General features: G+C 57.1%; 20 protein-coding genes. 11 read left to right on the top strand and 9 right to left on the bottom strand.

Translation table 11 applies throughout. The annotated features are described in order from the left end of the window. Positions 1 to 533: fasciclin domain-containing protein (locus JAO32_RS02930; RefSeq protein ID WP_334237313.1), on the bottom strand; the 533-nt coding region annotated here is incomplete at its 3' end. A 233-nt stretch (positions 534 to 766) separates the two neighbouring features. Here JAO32_RS02930 and JAO32_RS02925 point away from each other — a divergent pair. The 6 genes from JAO32_RS02925 (at position 767) to rsfS (ending at position 5,344) form a co-directional block, all read left to right on the top strand. Next, positions 767 to 1,663 (top strand): ferritin-like domain-containing protein, encoded by an 897-nt coding sequence (locus JAO32_RS02925; protein ID WP_334237311.1) that lies wholly within the window; start codon positions 767 to 769, stop codon positions 1,661 to 1,663. A 9-nt stretch (positions 1,664 to 1,672) separates the two neighbouring features. Further along, positions 1,673 to 2,578: a ferritin-like domain-containing protein gene (locus tag JAO32_RS02920; protein WP_334237308.1), complete on the top strand. Its 906-nt coding sequence runs from the start codon at positions 1,673 to 1,675 to the stop codon at positions 2,576 to 2,578. A gap of 222 nt (positions 2,579 to 2,800) precedes the next feature. Further along, entirely contained in the window at positions 2,801 to 3,565 is a 765-nt protein-coding gene (locus JAO32_RS02915) for a TIGR00266 family protein (RefSeq protein WP_334237306.1), read from the top strand. A 24-nt stretch (positions 3,566 to 3,589) separates the two neighbouring features. Beyond that, entirely contained in the window at positions 3,590 to 4,015 is a 426-nt protein-coding gene (locus JAO32_RS02910) for a DoxX family protein (protein WP_334237304.1), read from the top strand. Positions 4,016 to 4,026: 11 nt separating this feature from the next. Continuing rightward, a complete protein-coding gene (nadD, locus tag JAO32_RS02905) occupies positions 4,027 to 4,632 on the top strand; it encodes a nicotinate (nicotinamide) nucleotide adenylyltransferase (protein WP_334237303.1) in 606 nt (201 codons plus the stop codon). A gap of 82 nt (positions 4,633 to 4,714) precedes the next feature. Continuing rightward, a complete protein-coding gene (gene rsfS / locus JAO32_RS02900) occupies positions 4,715 to 5,344 on the top strand; it encodes a ribosome silencing factor (protein ID WP_334237301.1) in 630 nt (209 codons plus the stop codon). A gap of 139 nt (positions 5,345 to 5,483) precedes the next feature. Here rsfS and JAO32_RS02895 read toward each other — a convergent pair whose 3' ends face one another. Further along, on the bottom strand, positions 5,484 to 9,134 hold the full coding sequence (locus JAO32_RS02895) for a TonB-dependent receptor (protein ID WP_334237299.1): 3,651 nt from the start codon (positions 9,132 to 9,134) through the stop codon (positions 5,484 to 5,486). A gap of 259 nt (positions 9,135 to 9,393) precedes the next feature. Between JAO32_RS02895 and JAO32_RS02890 the strand changes: the two genes are divergently transcribed. From JAO32_RS02890 to JAO32_RS02875, 4 genes are all read left to right on the top strand, one after another. Then, positions 9,394 to 9,849 (top strand): 23S rRNA (pseudouridine(1915)-N(3))-methyltransferase RlmH, encoded by a 456-nt coding sequence (locus JAO32_RS02890; protein ID WP_334237298.1) that lies wholly within the window; start codon positions 9,394 to 9,396, stop codon positions 9,847 to 9,849. A gap of 16 nt (positions 9,850 to 9,865) precedes the next feature. Continuing rightward, positions 9,866 to 10,411, top strand: coding sequence for a cob(I)yrinic acid a,c-diamide adenosyltransferase (cobO, locus tag JAO32_RS02885; RefSeq protein WP_334237296.1), 546 nt, complete (start codon positions 9,866 to 9,868; stop codon positions 10,409 to 10,411). Positions 10,412 to 10,457: 46 nt separating this feature from the next. Beyond that, entirely contained in the window at positions 10,458 to 11,522 is a 1,065-nt protein-coding gene (locus JAO32_RS02880) for a M20/M25/M40 family metallo-hydrolase (protein WP_334237294.1), read from the top strand. Positions 11,523 to 11,709: 187 nt separating this feature from the next. Then, positions 11,710 to 13,098 (top strand): hypothetical protein, encoded by a 1,389-nt coding sequence (locus JAO32_RS02875; protein WP_334237292.1) that lies wholly within the window; start codon positions 11,710 to 11,712, stop codon positions 13,096 to 13,098. Here JAO32_RS02875 and JAO32_RS02870 read toward each other — a convergent pair. The 7 genes from JAO32_RS02870 to JAO32_RS02840 form a co-directional block, all read right to left on the bottom strand. Further along, on the bottom strand, positions 13,095 to 13,745 hold the full coding sequence (locus JAO32_RS02870) for a hypothetical protein (RefSeq protein ID WP_334237290.1): 651 nt from the start codon (positions 13,743 to 13,745) through the stop codon (positions 13,095 to 13,097). The two genes, JAO32_RS02875 and JAO32_RS02870, sit on opposite strands and share 4 nt — an antisense overlap. 42 nt (positions 13,746 to 13,787) lie before the next feature. After that, positions 13,788 to 14,954 (bottom strand): pyridoxal phosphate-dependent aminotransferase, encoded by a 1,167-nt coding sequence (locus tag JAO32_RS02865; RefSeq protein ID WP_334237288.1) that lies wholly within the window; start codon positions 14,952 to 14,954, stop codon positions 13,788 to 13,790. A gap of 31 nt (positions 14,955 to 14,985) precedes the next feature. After that, complete coding sequence (locus tag JAO32_RS02860) at positions 14,986 to 15,390, bottom strand: MarR family winged helix-turn-helix transcriptional regulator (protein WP_334237286.1); 405 nt, start codon at positions 15,388 to 15,390, stop codon at positions 14,986 to 14,988. A gap of 4 nt (positions 15,391 to 15,394) precedes the next feature. Then, entirely contained in the window at positions 15,395 to 15,787 is a 393-nt protein-coding gene (locus tag JAO32_RS02855; protein WP_334237284.1) for a hypothetical protein, read from the bottom strand. An 84-nt stretch (positions 15,788 to 15,871) separates the two neighbouring features. Next, a complete protein-coding gene (locus JAO32_RS02850) occupies positions 15,872 to 16,249 on the bottom strand; it encodes a nuclear transport factor 2 family protein (RefSeq protein ID WP_334237283.1) in 378 nt (125 codons plus the stop codon). 5 nt (positions 16,250 to 16,254) lie between these two features. Beyond that, on the bottom strand, positions 16,255 to 16,518 hold the full coding sequence (locus JAO32_RS02845) for a ubiquitin carboxyl-terminal hydrolase 14 (protein WP_334237281.1): 264 nt from the start codon (positions 16,516 to 16,518) through the stop codon (positions 16,255 to 16,257). Between the two features lie 10 nt (positions 16,519 to 16,528). Beyond that, the gene (locus tag JAO32_RS02840; RefSeq protein WP_334237279.1) at positions 16,529 to 18,970 is read right to left on the bottom strand and encodes an endonuclease MutS2; all 2,442 of its coding nucleotides are present in this window, start codon (positions 18,968 to 18,970) and stop codon (positions 16,529 to 16,531) included. A 282-nt stretch (positions 18,971 to 19,252) separates the two neighbouring features. On the opposite strand from JAO32_RS02840, the gene JAO32_RS02835 reads away from it, so the two are divergent. Continuing rightward, complete coding sequence (locus JAO32_RS02835; RefSeq protein WP_334237276.1) at positions 19,253 to 22,798, top strand: TonB-dependent receptor; 3,546 nt, start codon at positions 19,253 to 19,255, stop codon at positions 22,796 to 22,798. The last annotated feature ends 104 nt before the right edge of the window (positions 22,799 to 22,902 follow it).

The following is a 22,902-nucleotide window of genomic DNA, read 5'->3' as shown; positions in this document are numbered from 1 at the left end:
GTGTCAATCACATGAATGACACCGTTCGATTGGTACACATCTGCAATGGTGACGGTCGCCATGCCGCCCTTCTCATCTTTCAACATGATCTTTCCGTCATGCGCCATTACCCACAGCTTGCCTCCGCTCACCGTGTTCAGTTCTGCCTTGCCGTGGCCTTCCTTCAACATCTTCTTGATGGCTGCGCTGTCGAGCTTGCCGGAGACCACGTGATAGGTCAGCACCTTCGTCAACATGGGCTTGTTTTCAGGCTTCAGCAACGTGTCCACCGTTCCGGCAGGAAGCTTGGCAAAAGCTTCGTTGGTAGGAGCAAACACGGTGAATGGCCCGGGTCCCTCCAACGTTTCCACCAGACCTGCAGCCTTGACTGCAGCCACCAATGTGGTGTGGTCCTTGGAATTCATGGCGTTCTCCACGATGTTCTTTGTGGGATACATCGCAGCACCACCCACCATGGGATCCTGTTGCGCCACCAGTGAAGGGGCAATTAGGAGAAGCATCATCGAACACAACACCAGCACTCGGTTCTTCATCGTTGTTGTTTCCTCTCGGAAGAGTTGTCTCTTCAACTGCAACTACGCTGTGGCCGATGTAATTGGATTTTGTCCGATCGAAATTTTCTCCTGAATTTGGAGCAAGAAATTTATTTCAACAAAATGCTGCCGCGCTAAATCCACTTCCCTTCGCGAGGGCGTACTTGCTGTGTACGTGCAGTCCAGGACAGGACAATGCAGATTTGCAGTGAACATCCCCAAGGAGGCAGAGCGTGAACAAGCTCAGTCGGCTCGTCACAGAAGATCTTTCCAGGCGCAAGTTTCTCGCGGGCGCCGGCATGGCAGTTACTGCACTGGCTGCGGCCGGTTGCGGTGATAGCAATAACTCGTCAACCACCACACCTCCTCCCACAACCACTCCAACGATCACAGATACGGACATTCTGAACTTTGCTTTGAACCTGGAATATCTGGAAGCAGAGTTCTATTTGCGCGCCGCAACCGGCTCAGGGCTTACCAGCACGGATGCCGGATCCAGCGCAGGTGCGGTGACTGGCGGGTCCATGGTTTCATTCAAGACGCCCGCCATTCAGCAGTACGCCAATGAAATTGCAAACCACGAACTGGCACACGTCCGCTTTCTGCGTAAGGCGTTGGGTTCTGCAGCAGTAAACCGTCCTGCAATTGATCTCACAGCCAGCTTTAATGCTGCTGCATCGGCTGCGGGCATAGGGTCCAGCTTTAATCCCTTTGCGGATGAAAACAGCTTCCTTCTGGGCGCGTTCATCTTTGAAGATGTTGGCGTCACGGCGTATCACGGTGCGGCCAGCCTTCTTACCAGCACATCGAATCTCGGCGCAGCCGCAGGAATCCTTGCCACTGAGGCCTATCACGCAGGCACCATCCGTACGCTGATTGCACAGCTTGGTGATCCGTATCTCACCACCGCAAACAAGATCTCCATGTTGCGTGCAACAGCCGGTGGCGGCGCGGAAACTACGCTGGATGCAGGCCACATCGTCGCGGCAGATTCCAACTCCATCTCCTACGACCGCACGACGGACCAGGTTCTGCACATCGTTTATCTCAGTGCTGCAGCGGGTGTCGTCAGCAAGGGCGGCTTCTATCCCAACGGTATGAACGGCACCATCGCGGCTTCAAAGTCCTAAGGAGGAGACATGGAAAACATTCTGGAAAACAAGCTTCACAATCAAACGTCTCCGGACGGACGTTCACGCCGTTCTGCACTTATGCTTGGCGGCGCCGCACTGGCCGGCATGGCACTGGGCAGCAAGGCGTTCGCACAATCTTCGGGCGTAAACGACAACGACATTCTTAACTTTGCCCTGAATCTTGAATTTCTTGAGGCGCAGTTCTACACGTTGGCAGTCACCGGTACCACCATCGACAACGCTGGCATTTCCACGAAAAGTGGTGGCGGCACAGCCGGTGGAACGGTTACGGTGAAGTCCAATCCGAAGGTTAACTTCACGACGCCCTTTCTTCAGCAATTTGCTGCAGAAGTCGCACAGGACGAACAGAACCATGTGAAGTTCCTTCAATCTGCGTTGGCCGCGAATGCGGTTGCCATGCCTAACATTGATCTTATGAACAGCTTTAATGCCTTGGCCTCTGCGGCCGGACTTGGTTCCACCTTTGATCCATTCGCAAGCGAAACCAACTTCCTCATTGGCGCATTTATCTTTGAGGATGTGGGTGTGACAGCCTATCAAGGAGCAGCAGGGCTTATCACCAACAAGACGTACCTGGACAAGGCTGTTGGCATCCACAACGTGGAGGCTTATCACGCAGCCAGTATCCGCACGCGTATCTTCCAGGCAGGCGCAACGGCCCAGTCCATCTCTCAAGCCATTGCCGCAACGCGCGCCAAGCTGGATGGCACAAACAATGACGACATCGGTGTTGGCGTCAATGGAAGTGCATCCACCATTGTGGACTGCGATAGCAACGGTATGACCTATGCTCGCACCACATCCCAGGTTCTGAGCATCGTCTACGGAGGAGGCGCCGCAGGTAAGGGCGGAGCATTCTTCCCGGCAGCGATGAACGGAACCGTGAAGTAGAACGCGTCCTCCAACGCAACTCTGCAGATAAGCCGCTGTTGTGTGCTGATTTCATCGGCACACGGCAGCGGCTTATCTGCGCCATGTGCATTGGAACTTTGTTTTGCCCTCGTTGCAATCGGTAGTTCAAAACAGTTGTCCTTGCGACAGGATGGAACCGCGGACCGCCCACAGGCGTATGTTGAATCTGGAGCGCTGCTGAGGGTGGCGCTGGAGACATCAATGCAATCGCGTATACACGGCACCACCATGCCCGCCATTGAGTTTTTGCTGCAGCCTGGAGAAACGATCATCTCCGAGGCTGGCGAACTGAGCTGGATGACCAGCAGCATCAACATGCACACGCATACGCAGGCCGCAGGCGGTGGCGGATTCTTTGGCGCCATCAAGCGCATGGCCGGTGGTGGCACTCTGTTTATGTCGGAATACACCGCCGTGGGACAGCCCGGCGAAGTCGCTTTTGCGACGAAGGTTCCCGGCCACATCGTTCCCGTAGAACTGCACGGCGATGGCGACGAGTACATGGTGCATCGCCACGGCTTTCTGTGTGCGACGCAGAACATCGGCCTTGGTGTGGGCTTTCAACAGTCACTGGGCGCAGGCCTGTTTGGCGGAGACGGCTTCCTGCTGCAAAAGCTCTATGGGCAAGGCACGGCGTGGCTCGAGCTGAGCGGCGAAGTCGTTGTACGTGATCTTGCCCCGGGCGAGACGCTGCGCGTGCATCCCGGTCACGTAGGCGCGTTCCATGCGGGTGTCTCATTTCAGATCACACGCGTTCCCGGCATCCGCAACATGTTCTTTGGCGGCGATGGCATCTTCCTGGCTGCCCTGACCGGTCCCGGACGGGTATGGCTGCAGACACTCCCCATTGCACGCCTGGCCCACGCGGTACAGGGCTATATGCAAGTACCCAGTCAGGAAACACGCGCTGGTCTCGGTGCAGGCCTTATCGGCGGCGCGATCGCAGGCATGTTCGACGACCGCTAACCCCTTGGCAGAAGAGCACACGGCATGTACCCTCGTGGAACGAATTTCCACGAGGGTTTTGCTATGCCGGAAGAGAGCACGCCCAGCCGGGCACAATACTGGACAGGTTGGGTGCTGAGCGCGATCCCCGCGCTCATGCTGTTTACAGGCGCGTTCACTGCGCTAAGCGGAGCGGAGATGGTGAAGCAGGGCATGGCTCCATTCGGCATTCCCCTCAGCATGATCCTGTGGGTGGGCCTGTGTGAGCTGTTGTGCAGCGTGCTGTATCTGATTCCGCGCACTGCGCCCATTGGCGCCATCCTGATGACGGCCTACATGGGCGGCGCTGTGATGACACACGCACGCGTTGGTGATCCTATGTGGGTTGTGCCCGTGGTCTTTGGTTTCCTCGTATGGGCAGGGTTGCTGTTACGTCGTCCCACTCTGCGCAAAGTGATGCTGGGCTGGTAAGCTTCTCAAGCATGCGCATTGGCTACTTCGGCGGCACCTTCGATCCCCCGCACCGCGCACATCTTCACGCTGCACTCAAGGCCGCGGACGCCTTTGCGCTGGACCGCGTGTTGCTGGCCCCCACAGCCGTGCAGCCGCTCAAACAGAACTCGCCCGGTGCGGGCTTTGAAGACCGCATGGCAATGACGCGTCTCCTCTGCGCAGAAGACCCAAGGCTGGAAGTCACCGATCTGGATGCGCCACGCGCCGACGGATTGCCCAACTACACCGTGGACGCGCTTGCCAAGTTGCGTGCGCTCTATCCCGACGCATCGATCTTCGTCATTGTGGGAGCCGATAGCTTCCTGACGCTACGCCGCTGGCATGAGCCGGAACGCCTGTTGCAAGAGGCCGAGTGGATCGTCCTGTCGCGTCCTGGGTTTGATCTGTATGACCTGACATCGCTACAGCTGTCTCCGCAGCAACGAGAACGCGTGCATCTGTTGACTGATCTGGAAGAAGAAACCTCTGCCAGCGCCGTTCGCGAGCGCCTGCGGCTGGGCATCTCCTGCGGTGACATGCTGAACACCAAGGTGGCTCTCTACATTGCGCGCATGCACCTTTACCATGCCCGTTAAAATCCATCTCGCCCGATACGTTCTGACAGTGGCAGAATAGGCCTGCACGCGTCTATCCTGAGTGTTGTAGAGAAGGAGATCAATGCCAACTTTGGAAGCGAACCGTTTGCTTGCCGCAGCAGTGGACGCGGCAGACAGTAAGAAAGCGGAAGATATCCGCATCCTGGCACTGGACCCATCGGAAAGCTCGCTGACGGATTACTTCCTGATCTGCAGCGGCACCAACGAACGCCAGAACGTCGCCATCTCAGACGAGATTGAATACCGCCTGAAGAAGGACTTTGGCGTTCTGCCGAACTCAGTGGAAGGCCGTCGCCAGGGCGAATGGGTCCTGATGGATTATGTGGACTTCGTCGTTCACGTTTTCATGCCGGAAAAGCGCGAGTTCTATGGACTGGAGCGCCTGCGCAAGACTGCGAAGTCCATCAGCGCAGCCGACCTGAACAGCGAGATCAAGGCTGCCGTAGCCAAGACACGCGCAAAGGCTGGCACCACCGCAGCCAAAGCACCTGCTGCAAAGAAAGCCACGGCAAAGAAGGCAGCGGTGAAGGTTGTAGCAAAGAAAGCCGCACCGAAGAAGACCGCGGCAAAGAAGGCTGTTGCAGCGCCGAAGAAGGCGGTCGCAAAGAAGGCTGCCAAGCCCGCAGTGAAAGCTCCGGCTGCCAAGAAGCCTGCAACGAAGAAAGCCGCGGCAAAACGCACCCGCAAATAACCATTCCATCAAACAAATAGAAGCGCCGCCGGATCTTCGGATCCAGCGCGCTTCTATTTGTCCGGTAGTCATGCAGTACGGCAGCAAAAAGCGATGCGGAGAGCTAAGGCTCTCCGCATCGCTTTCTCCGGGGGATAAGTTAGAAGTTCAGCTTGAGCTGGAACTCCGTGGTACGGGGTGCACCCACGCTAAAGGTACCGGAACCACGCTGCGTACGGCCGTTGTTCAATGCAGCGTAAGTGTTCGGCGATTGCAGGTAACCCGAGCTGGTCACAGTCGAGCCGCCTGCAGTATTGGCGTTGATCAGCGTGGTGGTGGTCGAAGTTGCGTTTCCGAAGTTGGAGAAGTTCATCACGTTATAAAACACGACGGACGGCTCCAGGCTCAGGCCTTCACGAAGACGCGAGAAGCGGATCGGGTAGGCGAAGTTGAGGTCAAGAGAACGGAATGCAGGATTCCCAATCGGAGTGGCAGAGGCAGGGGTTGCGATCTGCTGGATCGTCGCTCCCATCGCCGTCATCTGCGCGTTGGTTACCAAGCCAGCGTTCACCAGTGCCTTACCAGCGGGTGTCAGTGTACCGGCATAGGTGCTGTTAAATGTGCTGACGTAGCTATTGAAGTTCTTCGGCTGGATCTGGTGCATGTAGCTACCCACACCGGTCTTCGGAGCAATGTCGCCCGTCGTACCGTCACCCGTGATATCCGAGAGGAAGATGCCACCGTTTGCCGTGCCATCACTTGTGGTCGAATCTAAGTACAAGGTGCCCGGAGCCGCGGAGTAGAAGTGGCCAATGAAGCCAACGCGTGGGCCGTACTTCAGCGTCGCTGATCCGCCAAAGTTCACTTGGTGCTTGTGGTCCAGACCATTGCGTCCCATGAACTGGGTCGGGTTATCGTTATCAACAGCGGTATTGTTGAAGAACTGGTCAGACTGCGTTCCTACTCCGGTGCCCATATTCATGACGCGCGACAGGTTGTAGGACACCTGAACGTTCGCAGACTGAATCCCCGGAGCAGGGTGGGTCGCATTCTCGCGGAAGACCAGCTGAAGTGCGTCATAGCCCGAACGCCCCTGAGGCAGAATGACTGCACCACTGCCGAGCAGAGGATTCGCGCCGGGGAAGGCTGCACCGAAAGCTGGAGTTCCACCGATGTTACCGACCGGGTATCCGCCCAAGTAATTCGCGCCGCCATCCAGCCCCTCAGCGGCAAAGTCACCGATCATAGCGCCGTTGTTAATCGCGCACTGCGCATTTGCGGTGGCAGTACCTGCTCCAGTACAACCGAACGCCTGTGCCGTTGCGGCAATTGCATTCGTTGCCGCTGTGCTGTTCAGGTAGCGAGCCGCACCGATGTGGTTCAGATCCGTCTGGAGGGGGATCTTAATCGTGCTCTGGTGAACGTAGTTGGCCGCAAGTGTGGCGTTTTTGAAGACTTCACGCTGGATACTCGCATTGAACTGCTGCGAGTAGGGTGTGCGGTAAGGTTGGGCATAGATACCAGAGGCGTTCAGAGTCTCGCCCAGGTAGGCACCGTTCGCCAGACTCGCGTTGGCCTTTGTGACGGACTGGTAGTTTTGCTGCAACTGAACCAGCAGTGGAGCGGCCTGCTTAACAGACAGCGTGGTGCAGATGTTCTGGATGGAGGTTCCGTTCACGCTGGTGACGGTCGATCCATCCGGGAACTTGACTGCATAGCTGCCAGAGCAGACGCTACGATCGTCAAAGAATGCGCCGGACTTCAACAGCGCGTTACGGGCATTTGTCGTGTTGTTGAAGACATCGCCCTCGTAGTAAATACCGTAGCCGGCACTCAGTACGGTTTTGTGGTTACCAGGAGCGTAGTTGAAACCGATCTGCGGTCCGAAGTTTGTCCAGGGCTGATGAACTCGAGTGGCGCCCAGGTTGGACTGCCATAGCGACAACAGGCCCGTGGTGCCAGCCAGACCAGCGCAGGGATTGGTTCCAGACGTGAAGGCAGAGGTATCCAGATCCGCGCAGGTCGGCAGATTGATGTCCTGATTGGCGCGGCCTGTGTCCACACTCCAACGAACGCCTGCAACCAAGGTGAAATTCGGCGTGATCTTCCAGTTATCCGACAGGTAAGCACCGGAGCGCCAGTCGCCTACGCCGCCACCGGGCAGATTGAAACCAGAGTTCTCTGTGAAGTAGCCCTGACCGTTGCCAATATAAACCGTACCAACGTGATAGCCGTTGATAGGGTCCGTGGGGCAAGCCGCTGCACCAGAAGCGCCACCGCAATTTGCAAGCTGCGTGGAGAGCGACTCAGATGCGCGCGGGCTGAGACCGAAGAAGGCCGCGAAGCCACCACCAAGGATACGGTTCAACGAGTAACCGAAACGGACGTTGTGCGAACCACGCGTCCAGCTACCGTCATAACGGAACTGCTTATCCGACTGGAAGGTGCCCTGCGGGGCAAGGTAGTTCGGGCCAGCGTACAAGCCCTGCGCCGAGTTATAAAAAGCGAAGCCGGGCAGCGGGTTGTAGACAGAGGAGTTGCCTGCTGTCGCGTCGCTGATTAGGTTGTGGAACTTCTCATACGATACGCGGAAGGAGTGCGTGAACTTACCTGTCGCAAAATCCGCGCCACCAGCAATACCGGGGGTGTTATCGCGGTTTGCATACAGCCAGTACCCATAACCATAGTTCGACGCCACCGAGTTCACGTTGTAGTTACCACGAACAAAGTAGTGGCCACCGAACGGACCGTTGTAATCCAGGCGAGCCGTTGAATAGGTTTCACGATAGGGGCTGGGGATGGCGGGGTACTGCGCGGCAACTGCGTTGAACAGCGCAGATGCACCCGTGGAAACAGGCGAAGCCGCCGAAGAGTCCTGCTTGATGCGCTCTGCGTTACCGAAGAAGAACAGCTTGTCCTTGATGATGGGGCCGCCGATGGACCCACCGAACTGGTTCCGCTGGAACGGAACATCAACCGCGTTCTTCGTCAGAGCATAGCCTGCACGGTGATCCTGGAAGTTATAGAACAACTGTCCGTGCAGCGCATTGGTACCGGAGTTAGTGGAAACAAGCACCAGGCCGGTTGAAGTAACATCGCCGCTCACGTCCGAGTTCGAACGGTTCAACTGGAACTCGCTGATCGCGCCCTGCGACACATTGAAGATCGTGGTGCCCACGGTCTCGTCGGTGATGTCCTGACCGTCAAGCAGAATACGCGTGGTACGGCCAGAAACGCCGTCGACTGAGATAGCCGAGTAACCGGCCTTGGTGGGATCGAACGATTCACCTGACTGCAGGATGACACCCGGTTCAATCTGTGCCAGATCCAGGAAGTTACGGCCGTTCACGGGGAGGGTATCAATCTGCTGCTTGGTGATAACGCCACCCACGGACACCTGATCCGTGTTCACCTGCACATCACCAGCGCTGACGCTGATTTCTGTGCTGGATTGCCCCACAGAAAGCTTGTAGCTACCGGACGTGGCCGTGCCCGTACGGACGACAGTCGTTACCGTGGTGGTCTGAAAGCCAGCCGCAGTAACCGTCACGGTGTAGTTTCCGGGGTTGAGAGGACCTACCTGATAGTAGCCGGACTTGTCGGTGGTCAACTCTTTTTTGAAGCCGGTGTCCGTGCTGGTGATTGATATACCGGCGCCGCTGATTGCTGCGCCCGATGGATCGGTAATCGTACCGCCGATGGAACCGCCGTTAACCGAAATGGCCTGAGCCAATACGGAAGGGGAGAGGATCACCGGCGCACCGGCGAGAGTAACCGCAGCCAAGGCCAGGCGGACAAAATGTTTCTTCATCAATGAGTATCCTCAAGAGAGCTGTCGTGAGCAGGACTTTGGCCTCTCGGCCAAGATCCAATAAGGGGAAAACAGTCTTGCGACATGCGTTATTGCACGAGGAGTACCAATTCGGTAGAGGACAGGGAGATGGCAAGTTATGACGCGTTATGACAGCTTTAGCGTCCCAATGCCAACCTGATATATCTGCTTTTTCATAGAACATTCTTGCGAATTACATAATCTTCAATTTTGAACTGCGCGACAGAAAGGTGCATCGATGGCGATTCAAGTAACGTTGCTTTCTGTGCGCCCCGGTGCCGCACATCATGCCTCGCTTGAAGCCGTGTCACAGGATTATTTACAGCGCTGCGGCAAGACGTTGCCATCGACGCCGCGTGTTTTTCGTAATGAAAAAATGTTGCTGGATTTTGTGGGTGATGAAAAACGTGCGGGCGCTGCGTTCTTCTGGATCGCTGATCTCGGCGGCAAATCACTGGACTCTATCGCATTTGCGGAACGCATTCGCGAAGCGCGCGACAACGGCATTCGCCGATTGATGTTGGCCATTGGGCCTGCGGACGGATGGTCTGATGAAGCTCGGAAAATCGCTGATCTGCGCATCTCATTAGGCGCTATGACGTTACCTCATGAACTGGCATGGCTTGTGTTGTCAGAACAGATCTATCGCGCGTCGACGATTCTGCAGGGACATCCGTATCACCTGGGCCATTAAGGACATACTGAATCTCATGACAGATGCAGGAACACAGCGGCAGGGGCTGCTCATCATTCACACAGGCGCAGGCAAAGGCAAAACCACTGCCGCGCTGGGCACAGCTATGCGTGCTGCGGGCAATGGCATGCGTGTGCTGGTGCTGCAGTTTCTGAAAGGCTCGTGGCACTACGGCGAACTCGATGCTGCCGAACGCTTTAACGGCGATTTTGAGATCAAGCAGTTAGGCCGCGGCTTTGTGAAGGTTGGCGGTGCGGAAACTGATCCTGAAGATCTGCGCATGGTGCAGGAGGCGTGGCAGGAAGCTGTTCGCGCAATGCACTCTGGCGAATGGGATTTAATCGTGCTCGACGAGATCAACTACGCCATTGGGTATGACATGCTCGACGCGCAGGCCGTTACAGAGGCGCTGAAAGAAAGACCGCAGATGTTGCATGTCATCCTGACGGGACGCAATGCGCATCCATTATTGGTAGAGCTCGCAGATACGGTCACGGAGATGCGCGAGGTGAAGCACGCCTACACGCGCGGCATTCTGGCGCAGCGCGGTATTGAATTCTGATAGATACAGTTGCTCTTGCAGTCTTCGGAACAGTACAGTCTCCGATATGCGTTCCAGATTTCTGACTGTCTTTGCCCTCGCGGCGCTTGCCGCTGTGCCCTCTTATGCTGCTGGACCAGCGAAAAAAACCTCAGCCCAGCCAAACACCGCATCGCTTGCCGCGCATGTGCATGCTGACATGGACTTCCTGGCCAGCGACACGCTGCACGGCCGCGGTAGTCTGACGCGTGACGAACATCTTGCCGCACAGTATTGCGCCGCCGTGTTTGAAGGCTTGGGCCTGAAGCCCGCGGGTGACAACGGCACCTTCCTGCAGAAGATTCCCGTCGATCTGACCTCACGCATGAACGACCGCACGAAGCAGCGCCTGGCCACCTTTGAAGACACGCCGCGCACCGAAACATGGAACGCCATCGCGATGCTGCCCGGCAGCGACCCCAAGCTGAAAGACGAAGTGATTCTTCTTACCGCGCATCTTGACCATCTCGGCATGTTGAAAGAACCGAAGAATGGCGACGCCATCTATAACGGCGCGGACGACGATGCCAGCGGCACCACCGCCGTGCTGAATCTGGCGCGCGTGTTGGCAGCAGGCAAAGCTCCGAAGCGCACCATCGTATTTGCACTCTTCGGCAGCGAAGAGATGGGCGGATATGGCGCACGTGGCTTCCTCGCGCATCCGCCGGTGCCGCTGGAATCGCTGGTGGCCAACTTGGAGTTTGAAATGATTGGCCGCCCCGATGCTGCCGTAAAGGAAGGCACGCTGTGGCTCACAGGCTACGAGCGCAGCAACCTCGGCCCCGAACTGGCGAAGCACGGCGCAAACATTGTGGCTGATCCGCATCCTAAGGAACAATTCTTCATGCGCAGCGACAACATTGCGCTGGCGCGTCAGGGCATCATTGCGCAGACCGTTTCCTCCTTTGGCCTGCACACGGATTACCACCAGGTTTCTGACGAATTGAAGACGATCGACTTCACACACATGACAGCGGCAATCCAATCCATGGAAGGTCCCGTGCGCTGGCTGGCCGATACGACGTGGAAACCTACGTGGAATCCTGGCGGCAAGCCCGACGCAAACACCACGCGTCGCCCGCCCACACAGTAATAAGGAAACATCAACACGAAGGGCGCGGCTTCGGCTGCGCCGCTTTCTTTTGCCTGCAACGATCTGCCGAATTATTTGGTAACAAAACGAACTACTTTCTGTATTACGGTGATATACCTTGCAGTACCGCTGTTTCAATCTGTCTTTTGCGTGAGGGGTCATGCCCTTGTTGCAGCTTCCAGTCCGAATGCGTCTGAAGCGAATCGCCGCCGTCGCCTGCGGCGCAGTTGCTGTTGCGGCAATTGTGCTTGGAACCATGGGCCAGTACGGTGGCGCGCCCGCGTGGTGGGAAGCAGGCAGCAACGAACGCATGCCCTTCTCATCCGTCTTTAAGGACAGTAGTGGCGACCTACTCATCTACAACACAGCGGGTGACCTCACCTCTGGTCAGCATCCCTTCTTCCGTCCGCTCGGCACCAATGGGCGTGGATGTATCACTTGCCATCAACTTTCCAACGGCATGAGCGTCACACCAGAGAAGCTGCAGGAGCGCTGGTTAGAAACCACGGGACACGATGCGGTCTTCGCCGCAGTCGACGGATCCAACTGCCCTGACCTTCCGCAGAGCGATCGTGCATCGCATTCTTTGCTGTTGGAGAAAGGCCTCTTCCGCATTCAACAGCAATGGCCCGCGGAGGGTCTTACGCCGGAGTTTCACATTGAAGTCGTGCGCGATCCCACGGGTTGCAATAGTGGAAAAACCTACGGCCTGCACGCTGCCCAGCCTTCCGTATCCATCTATCGCCGACCACGCATGGCAGCGAATCTCCGCTACCTGGAGGCCTCCGACGCATTCACCGCAGACAGCCGCGCCACCACGCTGGAAGCGCAGGCGCAGGATGCTTTTCACAAACACATGCAGGGCCACGGCAACATCTCTGCGGAAGACATGCAAAGCATCGTAGCGTTTGAACGACAGGTTTTCGTCTCGCAGGGACACGACGACACCGGCGGCGACATCTCAAGCTTTGGCGCGCCCGCACTGCTTGGTTCATGGAATCTGGCCCGCGCCGCAGCTCTGCCGAATGGCAACGGTATGACGCTTGACCATTGGGCAGGCACATCGAACGCACCGGAAAATGAATTCCGTCGTTCCGTGGAACGCGGCAGCGTTGTCTTTTCGTCACGCACCTTTGCCATCACGCAAACAGCGAATCTGAAGAACGACAAAACCACACAAGGAACCTGCACCACCTGCCACAGCGAACGCCGCACCGGCGCAGCAACCACACAGGCATGGATGGACATCGGCACATCATCAATGCCGTGGGCTGGCGATCAGAAGGACCTGCCACTCTTCAAGATCACATGCAATGCAAAGGCGACGCCGCATCCCTATCTTGGTCGAGTTATTTACACGAACGATCCCGGACGTGCATTGATCACAGGAAAATGCGCTGACGTGGGTTCACTGGTAATGCAGCAACTGCGTGCACTGCCCGCACGCGCACCGTACTTCACTGCAGGTTCCGCGAAAAACCTGCGCGCCGTGGTGGACTTCTACGACCGCCGCTATCAGGCGCATTACACCGAACGCGAGAAGCAGGACCTGGTGAACTTTCTCAGTGTGCTTTAGCGCTTGATGCGTTCTTCCAGGTTGCTCTTCGCCGCCATCAACTTCTGCACCAGCGGATGCTCCATGGCATCTTCCTGCAACTGCTCAGACATGCTCTGCCACACCATGCGATTCTCTTCTTCGCTCAATCGAATCTTCACGGCGTTCTGATAGCGGTTACCCTGAATGTCCTCGGCATGGATGATCAGCAAGACTTCTTCCCAGTCTTTGCCTGCGGCCATACGATGTTCAAAATCGACGACCTCTTCATTGCCCGAACCCAACACTTCAACATGCGAGTTCTCTTCAAAGTGCTTCGGCGGTGCAATGAAACCGGGCCTGCGCGGGATGCCATTCGCCACAGTACTGCGACGCGCAACCCAACGGCAAAGATTCAACGCAGGCCCGTGGCCCACATTGCGCAGTTGAACTTCAACCTCTTCGCCAAACCGCTGCACTCCAACCACCTGCACCAGCGGCCGCTGCGAAGCACGCATCGTAGCTTCCGTGGCCACCATCATGCGTCGGGTATAACGCGTGTAGTAGTAGACGATGATCAGGGTGAGGACACTTCCCCAGGCCGCCACCTGGCTTGATCCAATAAATAACCACTCGAAGAATCCTTCGAGATCTTTCAGGCTTGGCAGCATTCGCGCAGTGTAGCGCAAACGCGCTCTTTCTCGAAGTCTTGAACTTGCAGGATCTGTCGCTCAGGCATGCGATAAGCTCCGCAACCGCTGGCATGCCTCATCCAAATCGGCATCGCGTTTGCCAAAGCAGAAGCGCAATAGATTCTCGCCGCCGCCTTTGCGAAAGAACGCAGAACCCGCAACCGCAGCGACACCAGTACGTGCCAGCAGATCGCGAGCTTTCGCCGCGGCTGTAGCTCCATGCAACGGTGTTGCATCCGCAACGATGTAATACGCTCCATCTGGTATATGCGGCGTAAGCCCTGCGTCCTGCAATGCAGCAACGGTCTGCGCACGTTTGCGATCGTGCTCTGCAGCAAGCTCCGTGTAAAACGATGGCGGCAACAACTCCAGGCCTGCAGCACAACCGTGCTGGAATGGCGCCGGTGCGCAGATGTATACCGTGTCGGAGAAGAACCCAATCGCGGGTATCCACTTTGCATCGGCAATCAGATACCCCACGCGCCATCCGGTAACGCTATACGTCTTCGAGAATCCTGAGATGGTAACAGTGCGTTCCTTCATTCCCGGCAACGTCGCCATGCTGATGTGTGTGTGACCGGGATAGATGAAGTGTTCGTAGATCTCATCGGAGAGCACAAACAAATCCTGCTCCATAGCGATATCAGCAACCGCCTGCAGTTCCTCACGGGTGAAGACCTTGCCACAAGGATTCGACGGAGTGTTCAGCACAATAGCGCGCGTCTTCGGCGTAATCGCTGCACGCAACGCATCCACATCCAGCGCCCACGTGCCATACTCCAGCGGCGCAATCACGGGCACCAGTCCAAGTCCGCGCAGCGTGTAGATGTGATACCCGTACATCGGTTCAAACAAGATGACTTCATCACCGGGATCCAGCAGCCCACGCGCTGCGCAATAAAACGCGCCGGTAGCACCGCTGGTGATGAGCACTTCACGTTCCGGATCAACGGGCATACCGCTACGTCGCGACCAATCGGCAGCCACTGCATCGCGCAAACGTGCAATGCCATCCAGCCGTGTGTAGATGTTGAAGCCCGCATCCATTGCGGCCTTTGCGCCTTCCATCACAACCGCAGGCACATCTGTATCGCAGATGCCCTGCGACATATTGATTCCGCCCGCCTGTTCGCACAACACGCTCATGGCGCGGATTTCGCTCTGCACGGTGATGGGCGCCGATGCGCTGGTTCGCAGCTTGCTCATGCAGCCAATCTTAGCGTTTTGGCGGATGTTGTTACAGTGCCGCGGCCATCCTCTGTAGAACTTTCTGCGTAGATGCAGCATGCGAACCAAGCTGCCGGCTGGTTTCTTCATGAGCAGCCTGCCATAGCGGCTGGGCCTTCGCCAGCTTTCTGCGACCAACCGCTGTCAGCGAATAGTCCACCTGCCGCGCATCCTCTGCAGACCCCTTAGCCACAACAAGACCGGCTTCGATCATGCCGCGAAGGTTACGCGATAGCGTCGTCTTATCCACCGCGAGTTTCTGAGCCAGCACGCGACCGCTGCAACGCTCCATCGCATGCAACACACTCATCGTTTCAAACTGATTTGACGTAAGCTCAGTTGGCGCCAGCGCCGCGTCATACTTTGCGGTAAGCAGGCGAGAAACACGGCGCGACTCCGCACAATAACAAAACACCGTTTCACTTCTCCTTAGGAAGAAGGTAATTCAGCGGGCTGAGCGGCCCCACCGGGATCAGATCGAACTTCATAATGCCCGCAACGCCCAGTGGCAACTTTTCCAGTAAAGAATGCGCTTCATCCGTGCTGGTGACATTCATCAGGAACACCACACCACGCTGATCCTTGCGCACGTACCACTGGTCAATCTTCCCCGCCAGGTACAGGCGCACTGTATCGGAAACTTCCTGCGGCATGATGTTTGCCGTTCCGCTCGCAGGCATGTTCACGATGCTGCCGATGGCGATGACCTTCGTTGTCGGTACGGCAGGAAGTGATGGAGCAGATGGCGTCTGCGCACACGCAACTCCGCCAAGAGCAAAAAGAAATCCGAAAACAACCTTAAACAGCCGCATGCAATCCCCTTTCATTCCGTCTTCCATATGGTTGTATATACAACTATATGGATAGTCAAGGACGATTTCGTGAATCGCAAAAGGCTAGGAAAAGACGACGGTCCCTTGATGGAAAAGAATCTGCCATCCCTGTTCTGTACGAAGCCAGAGCGTGGAGCGCAGCGTGATGCGTTCCTTCTGTTGCAGGCGATAGGTCAGCAGGAAAGTATCCGCGGCAAGACAACGCAACGCGTGATCCGAAGTGATCCAGCCTGCTGCCTCCGCGTCGACCGGCGGCGCGGAAGCCAGATGCTTCAGAATGAAGGCGCGGTCATAACGAGCACCGGAAGCGCCGATCTCCCAGTAGTCATCCACCATGCGGCGTGCGAAATCATCCAGCGTTACACCGAATGCATGTGTGTGGAAGATAGGCTCCAGCGCACGCAACTCTTCCAAAACGGAAGCGATATCCAGATGCTCCATCGTACTTACTCGAACTGAAGCATCACTTCGTCGATATAGCACCAGCCCCAGTCGTCACCCGGCTCAACAGATTGCATGATGGGATGGTTCGTTGCATGAAAGTGCTTCGTGGCGTGCTTCCCTACCGACTGGTCACAACAACCCACATGGCCGCACGTAAGGCACATGCGCAAGTGCACCCATCGGCCGCCAGTTTTCAAACACTCTTCGCAGCCGTTCGTGTTGGGCGAAACATCGTTAATCTGGTCGGTATGTGTGCACGTCGCCATGAAGCACTCCTTACTGGCGTAACTGTACCAGCGTTGCGCCCTGTCCGCCTTCGTTATAGGGCGGCTCTTCAATACTGATCACATGCGGATGCTTGCGTAGATAATCGCGCAGGCTGCGGCGCAGGATTCCCATACCTGTGCCATGCACCACGCGCACCGTTGGTCGTCCTGCAAGAAACGCCTGGTCAAGGAAGCGTTCCACTTCGTCACGAGCTTCATCCGCTGTGCGACCAATAACATTGATCTCGCCCGGCACCATATCCGGCTCGCGTGCCACCACCTTGATACCGCGCTTCTGCGCATGCTGAATGGGCGACTGCCGCGGCGCAGGCACCGTGACGTGCGCAATGTCATCCTTCGGTACACGCATCTTCATGGGCCCGATGGACACTTCATACGTGCGGTCGTCGATGATGCGTTCTACCTTCGCATCACGCCCCATCGACTTCAGCCGCACCATATCGCCCGCACTCACAGCACTCACAACATGTGGTCGCGCCGCTGGATCTTTCTTATCTGCGCCGGAAACGTGCGCCACAACCGTTTGATTGAAGCTCTCCTGAAACTCGCGCTTCAAACGTGCGATGCGACGATCCGCCTCTGCGCTTGCTTTAACCTTCGCGCCCTTGTCCTCAATGGACTTCACGCTCTCGCGCATCTGGTACTCAAACTCCTTCATCAACGATGCGAGTTTGCTCTCCAGTTCGCGTGCGCGCTTGTGCTGTTCGTTCTTGCCTTCCGCTTCCAGGCGACGCTTCTCGCGCTCCACTTCCATCTCGCGCAGACGAAGATCATTACGCTCTTTCGCGACGGCCGTAAGCTGCGTGTGCAGTTCATCGAGGAAGCGAGCAATGTCCGCAGACTGCGTCGTCACCGAAGCACGCGCAGCTTTGATGATGGATGCTTCAAGCCCCAGCCGCTCGGCAATGTTGATACCGCTCGACGCGCCGGGAACACCCATGCGCAATTCATACGTGGGCGCCAGCGTGCGTTCATCAAAGCCGACGGCAGCATTCACAACACCCGCATGTTTTGCGGCGTAAATCTTCAGCGACGTGAGATGCGTCGTAATGATGCTCCAAGCGCCCAGCATCAGGAATCGCTCGCTAATCGCAACCGCAAGCGCAGCACCTTCTTCCGGATCGGTCGCAGAACCAAGCTCATCCAGCAGCACCAACGCGCGATTGTCCGCCTCGCGCGCAATTTCGTTCACATGCGAGATGTGCGCAGAGAACGTCGACAGATTGCGCTCAATCGATTGCGCATCACCAATGTCCGCATACACGCCGGAGAAGATCGGCAGCCGCGCATTCGTTGCAGGGACAGGCAATCCAGCCTGTGCCATCAACGCCAGCAAGCCAACCGTCTTCAACGCAACCGTCTTACCGCCCGTGTTCGGACCGCTGATGATGAGCTGCTTCGCTGCACCCGGCAGGCTAAGCGTCAGCGGCACAATTTTCGCGCGCTCTTCGAGCATGCGCAGTTGCAACAGCGGATGACGCGCCGCATCCAGACTCAACGCAGCGTCATCGCCGTGCGGCTTACCGTCAGTGAACACAGGGCGCACACAATCCAGTTCCTGCGCAAAGCGCGCATAGGCAAAGTGCGCTTCCATGTCCGCAAGCACTTCCGTGCCACGCGCAATAGAACCCGCCTGCTCGCCCACGGCCTGCGTCATGGCAACGAGAATGCGATGAATCTCCTGCTGCTCTTCATCCAGCAGGCGCACCAGTTCGTTGTTCTGCTCGATAGTCTCCATCGGCTCCACGAACACGGTCTGCCCCGACGAAGAAGAACCATGCACAACGCCCGGCACGCGACGGCGAAACTCCGTCTTCACCGGAATCACAAATCGCTCACCGCGAATGGTGATCAGATCTTCCTGCGCGCCGCCCTCTGCACTGACTGCACGCAACTGCCGACGCAGGCTTTCTTCAATCGCCTTGTGCTGCCGCTCCATCGCCTTGCGAATGCGCGCAAGCTCCGGCGACGCCGAATCTGCCAGCGAACCATCCGACTCGATCTTGCCGCTGATCAGTTGCAGCAGCCGATAGAAGTTCGTCTGCACCACGGGCTGCGAGATGGCCGTAACCGTCGGCCAGCGATCGCGAATCTCATCGGGCGGCTCGGCAATGAGGCTGCGCCAGTCAGCAATGTGCTCCGCCAGCTCCGCAATGCGGCGAAGCTCCAGTGGCTCCAGCGATGCATCGGGGATGCGCGCCTTGTCCAGTAGCGTGCTGGCATCGAAGAGGCCGTGAAAGCTGAACGCCCCACCGGCAACGAGAAAGAGACGTATCTCCGCAGTAACGGTCTGTGCTCGTTCAATCGCCTGCAAGTCACGCGAAGGTTCTAAGGCCAGCACGCGGACGCGTCCCAAAGAAGACTGTGTCCGGCTTGCAAGATGCTCCCGCAGGCGCGGCCATTCCAGCGCGGCGGGGCTTGTCTGACGCATCAAAGTAGGTTCTGCCACATGTCCATTGTATTTCGCCTACCGAAATACGGAGGCATTGAAGGCCCCTGGATATGGGAGTTAAAGGCATCTATCGCAATCGGGAAAAATCTATGAATTTCGGGATAGTTATCGATAACTATTTTTCAGTTAAAAGCGTTTTGATCTCTTGACTATTGATAATCCCGACCGGTAGAACGCGTAGGGCTTAAGTTCGCCAGGGATATGTGTTGCGAACCAGCTCTTGTTTCACTTGGAGGCACTATGTACCAAAGACACCACCTCGTGAGATCGCTCCTTGCGACCTCACTGGCGATTCCGCTCGCTATCAGCGCCGTTGCGCAGTCCGATAGCTCCGCGGTATCGGGCACCGTCACCGATCCGACTGGCGCCGTCCTGCCCAATGCGAAGGTCACCCTTCGCAACCAGGCAACGGGCGCGGAAAACACCGTTACCAGCAACGAAAGCGGCCAGTACACCATTCCCAACGTTCGCCCCGGCACCTACACCGTAACGGTGGAAGCCAGCGGGTTCCAGGCATTCAAGACCAGCGGCGTGCAGGTCGACCCGTCGATCGCTAAGCGTGTGGACGCACCGATGAAGGTCGGCGACACGAGCAGCAGCGTGGTTGTGGAAGCGAACACCAACACCGTGCAGACCGAATCAGCCGTTCTGGGCCAGCTTGTTACCCAGGAGCAGGTCAAGAACATTCAGCTCAACGGCCGTAACCCGATGTACCTGGCCCAGATGGAGCCCGGCGTTGTACGTAACGCGCCGATGGCAAACTTCAACTTCGGCCTGGACAACGGCATTAACATTGGCGGCGCACGTAGCCAGGAAAGCCTGTTGACCCTGGACGGCGCTCCGATGGTGCGTACCCGTTCCAACGGTACTTCAATCGGCGTAGCAGACGTGGATTCCACCAGCCAGGTGCAGGTCCTCACCGGCAGCTACCAGGCTGAGTATGGCCGTTCCGACGGTGGTCAGATCCGCATGGTTCCCAAGAGCGGAACCTCGGACTTCCACGGATCGGCGTACGAGTATCTGCGTAACAACTTCTTCAACGCCAATACCTGGTCACGTAAGCTGCCTTCGAACCCTGATGCAACACGTCTCCATCCGCAGGCCTTCCGCTACAACCAGTTTGGTTGGAACCTGAATGGCCCTATTTATATTCCTGGGCACTGGAACAAGGACAAGTCAAAGCTCTTCTTCCTCTTCGGTCAGGAGTGGGTGAAGTACATGGTCGGTGCCACACAGACCAACACGGTGCCGTCGATCGCCATGAAGGGTGGCGACTTCAGTGAACTGCTAGGCGCCAATGCCAAGCAATATGGTTATAACCCGGGCACGGTGATTAACCAGCCGGGCACTAACACGCCGTATCCGAACAACATCATTCCAGCAAACCAGCTCAGCGCAAACGGTGTTGGCCTGTTGAATGCGTTCCCGGCGCCGAATACTGCAACGGCGAACTACAACTGGATTGCCACCGCCGCCGCACCGCAGACTCAGCGTAAAGATACGCTGGTGGTCGATTGGGTCCCCTCAGACGCACACCGTATCCGTCTGACCATCCTGAATTACACGTTCCACATGACGTCTCCCTTTAACGGCAACTTCAATAAGCTGCCGCAGAAGTGGAGCCGTCCGAACCAGATTGCCGTCCTGCACTACTCCTGGAACATCAACCCGACCATGGTGAACGAAGCTATCGCTTCCGCCTCGGGCGAACACGTGACCATCGGCGTGGATACCTCCAGCGGTCTGTATGACCGTACCAAGTACGGCATCAATTATCCCTTCCTCTTCTCGGCTTCCACAAAGGATCTACCGCTGAAGTATCCGACCATCCAGCTTCCGGGCGCAATCACTCTTCTGGACGGCACACCCTATCCGTCAAAGTCGGGCGGTGTCATCTGGACCTTTGCAGACAACCTGACCAAGGTGTGGGGTAACCACACGGCGAAGTTCGGCGTTTCTGCTGAGTATGCGGGCGAAAACAACAAGGATCAGATCACCGTATCCAACACCCCGGGTTCCACCAACAACCAGAACGGTAAGTTCGTATTTACGGATGCCCGCGCTGGTGGTAGCGGGAACGGTATTGCAAACGCTGCCCTGGGCCTGTTCGACACCTACGGTGAAATCGGCCAACGCTCGTACACGCTGTATCGTGCGTGGTCATATGACGCTTTCGCGCAGGATAGCTGGCACGTAACACCGAACCTGGTGCTCGAAGCCGGTATGCGTTGGAGCTACTACAACCCGTACTACGCGAAGTGGGGCAACCAGTCCGTATTCAGCCAGAAGGATTACAACGCTGGCAATGCGGCCGTTGTGAGCCCGACGAACGGTACGGTAACGGGTACGCAGCAGCAGTTGCTGAACGGTGTGGTTATTCCGGGCAGCGGCTTCCCCTCCAGCGCACAGGGACACGTGAGCGCGGACATTCTGGCGAACGGATACTCCTTCCTGTTCCGCGGATATGACCGTCAGTACTCGCCGACCATCAAGACGAACTTCCAGCCGCGTGTTGGTATTACCTACCAGGTAAAGCCTGGCACGGTAATCCGTGCAGGTGGCGGACGTTATGTCCAGCGCCTCGGCATTACGGACAACGTCTTCACGGGCGGCAACACTCCGTTCCAGCCTTCCGCTTCAGTCTCGCAGGGCAGCGTGGACAATCCTGCAGGTCAGGGTGGATCGTCTAACTATCCGCTGTTGTATTCCTCGCAGGCATTTAACTACCCAAGCCCCGAATCCTGGAACTGGAACGGAACGGTCGAACAGGAGATGAAGGGCCTGGGCGTCCTGACTGTTTCTTACGCAGGTCGCAGGGGTGTTCATCTGGAGCAGTTGAACAATATCAACCAGCTTCAGACCGGAACGCTCTATCAGCCGCAGAACCGGGCTGTAAAGTACGCAGACACACTGCGTCCTTACCAGGGCTTCTACGCAATCAACCAGGCAACAAATGCTGGCGGATCCATCTATCACGCACTGCAGGTCAACCTCCGTCGCCGTATGACGAAGGGTCTGCTCTTCGGTGTTGCCTATACCTGGTCGAAGGCAGAGGACTATGGCTCCGCCAATAGCTTCAAACTGCCCAACGCCTATGACCCCAAACCGAACTGGGGCTTGAGCGACTATGACGCCCGTCATGTATTCCTTGCGAACTTCGTCTATAACATCGACCAGTTCAACCACTCGTCGCACTGGGCAAACCGTGCCGTTCTGGGTCACTGGCAGTTCTCCGGAACTCTCCAGGCTCAGACTGGTCAGCCGCAGCGCGTAACCACCAGCTCGGACATCGCGGGCGTCGGACAGGGATCGGGAAGTCAGTACGTCCCCTTCACGAAGCCTATCCGGACGAGCAAGGCGTTCGCAGGCCAGACCGGTACCGCAACGTGGTTTGACACTACCGCTTTCGCAACGAACACCGGTTCGGCTGTGAGCTGCCCAACAACAAACCAGATCGCAGGTTCCACCGGCGCCGTCACTGTGCCGACTGGACAGTCGACGAACCTGTTGACCTGCACCCTGTTCCCATACGCAGGTCACTTCCTTGGACGCGGTGCACGTAGTGCGATCACAGGAACTGGCTTCCAGAGCTACAGCGCAGCTTTGAATAAGAGCTGGGTTCTGGTTCCGGGTCACGAGAACACGGCGCTTACCTTCCGCGCTGAAGCGTTCAACCTGCTCAACCACCCGACGCCTGACAACCCGAACTTGACCTATGGATCGGCCAACTTCGGACGCAGCACAACCAAGGGCGGCACCTATGGCGCTGATCGTCAGTTCCAGTTCAGCCTGCGTGCATCCTTCTAACCAAACCTGAAATAGCAATACTCTCGGGCCCCGCTTCGGCGCCCGATTTCTTTGTCATTTACTGCCGCAACTGAATGTAGACAAATTGTGGATCGGCTGAAGTC

It is taken from the genome of Terriglobus sp. ADX1 (assembly GCF_036877645.1).
In the GTDB taxonomy this organism is placed as follows: Bacteria; Acidobacteriota; Terriglobia; order Terriglobales; family Acidobacteriaceae; genus Terriglobus.
Note: the sequence above shows the minus strand (reverse complement) of the source record. Positions and strands in the feature narration are given on the sequence as shown.